Origin of the sequence: Pseudoduganella sp. RAF53_2, from assembly GCF_052113985.1 — a bacterium.
Classification (GTDB): domain Bacteria; phylum Pseudomonadota; class Gammaproteobacteria; order Burkholderiales; family Burkholderiaceae_D; genus Rugamonas.
Genome location: NZ_JBFRDW010000896.1, coordinates 1 through 1,762 on the forward strand (window position 1 = coordinate 1; position 1,762 = coordinate 1,762).

The following is a 1,762-nucleotide window of genomic DNA, read 5'->3' on the forward strand; positions in this document are numbered from 1 at the left end:
GTTTGATGGTGATGATGAGCATGATCAGATTTCGATGAAGCGCATCTTGAAGTTGCGGCCCTTGAAGGAGCCGAAATCACCGCCCATGCGGCTGGCGGCGTTCAGGCGCGAGAAGGCGTCGTAAGCGATGCGGCGGTCCAGCGCGACGTAGGTCTGGAACTCGGTCACATTGATCTTGCCGACTTGCTCCTTCATCAGCTTCCCGTCGCCGGTGAGGGCGCCCAGCACGTCGCCGGGACGCAGCTTGTCCTTCTTGCCGCCCGCGATACACAGGGTCATCATCGGCGCCGGATCGCCATGTTCATCTTCGGCCGACAGTTCCTTGATATCGCGCCATTCGACGGTGGAGCCCTGATACTCCTCGATCGCTTTCACCCACTTCTTCTCGTTGGGCGCGCACAGCGTCAGCGCCAGGCCCTGTTCGCCGGCGCGGCCGGTGCGGCCCACGCGGTGGATGTGCACCTCGCTGTCCTTCGACACGTCCGCATTGATCACGGCTTCCAGGCCGGAGATATCGAGGCCGCGCGCGGCCACGTCGGTCGCGATCAGGATCGAGCAGCTGCGGTTCGAGAACAGCACCAGGATCTCATCACGTTCGCGCTGTTCCAGTTCGCCGTACAAAGCCAGCGCGGAGAAGCCGTCGGCGCGCAGCGTATCGAGCAGCTCGCGGCAGTGCGCTTTTGTATTGCAGAACACGATGGCGGAGGCGGGGCGGTAATGGCCCAGCAGGCGCGCTACGGAAGCGTCGCGTTCATTGAAGCCGATTTCATAGAAGCGCTGTTCGATCTGCGAAGAAGTGTGCTGCGCTTCCACGATCACTTCCACCGGCTCATACAGGAAGGCTTCGGTGGCCGCGCGCATATCGTCCGGATAGGTGGCGGAGAACAGCAAGGTCTGGCGGCGTTTCGGGCAGGCACTCACGATGCCCGCGATCTCATCGTAGAAGCCCATATCCGTCATGCGGTCCGCTTCATCCAGCACCAGCATCTGCACGGTCGAGAGATCGATGGTCTGGCGCGAGATGTGATCGCGAATGCGGCCGGGCGTGCCGACCACGATATGCGCGCCATGCTCTAGCGAGGCAATCTGAGGACGCATTGGCGCGCCACCCGTCAGCACCAGGATCTTCACATTGCCCACGCTGCGCGCCAGGCGGCGCAGTTCGTTTGCCACCTGATCCGCCAGCTCGCGGGTAGGGCAGAGCACCAGGCCTTGGGTCGCGAACCACGCGGGATTGATTTTTTGCAGCAGACCGATACCGAAAGCGGCGGTCTTGCCGCTGCCGGTTTTCGCCTGGGCAATCAGGTCGCAGCCTTGCAGCACCGGCGGCAGGCTTTGCGCCTGGATTGGCGTCATTTCCTTATAGCCCAGCGAATCGAGGTTCGCCAGGAAGGCATCGGACAGGGGCAGGGTAGAGAAAGAAGTCATGGCGTTAGTCACGGCGCCAGACAGGTAGGCCCGTTAAGTCAAGATTGGGATCATTCTGCCAGATTGGCAGGCCGGTGGTATCGGTTGGTTCGAGCAGTTCCATCTGCTCTTGTTTCATCGCCTTGCTGCGCTTGCGCGGCGGCGGCGGACGCTTAAGCTCCGGCTCCATTGGCTCAGCAGGGCCAAAGCCCGGCAAATCCAAGGTCGCGTTGTCTTTTTTATCTCTCATTTGCCGCCACAGAAAACAAAATGGGGCGATACCCAGCGCAGTAAATGGGGACGTCACACATTTTCTGAAATGTGTGACGTCCCCATTTACTGCGCTGGGTATCGC

At 61.1% G+C, this 1,762-nt stretch carries 2 protein-coding genes; both read right to left on the reverse strand.

The window, feature by feature from the left end; all coding sequences use genetic code 11:
- Positions 1–24 precede the first annotated feature (24 nt).
- A complete protein-coding gene (gene dbpA / locus AB4Z11_RS30785; protein WP_442029846.1) occupies positions 25–1,428 on the reverse strand; it encodes an ATP-dependent RNA helicase DbpA in 1,404 nt (467 codons plus the stop codon).
- A 4-nt stretch (positions 1,429–1,432) separates the two neighbouring features.
- Positions 1,433–1,762: hypothetical protein (locus AB4Z11_RS30790; RefSeq protein ID WP_442029848.1), on the reverse strand; the 330-nt coding region annotated here is incomplete at its 5' end.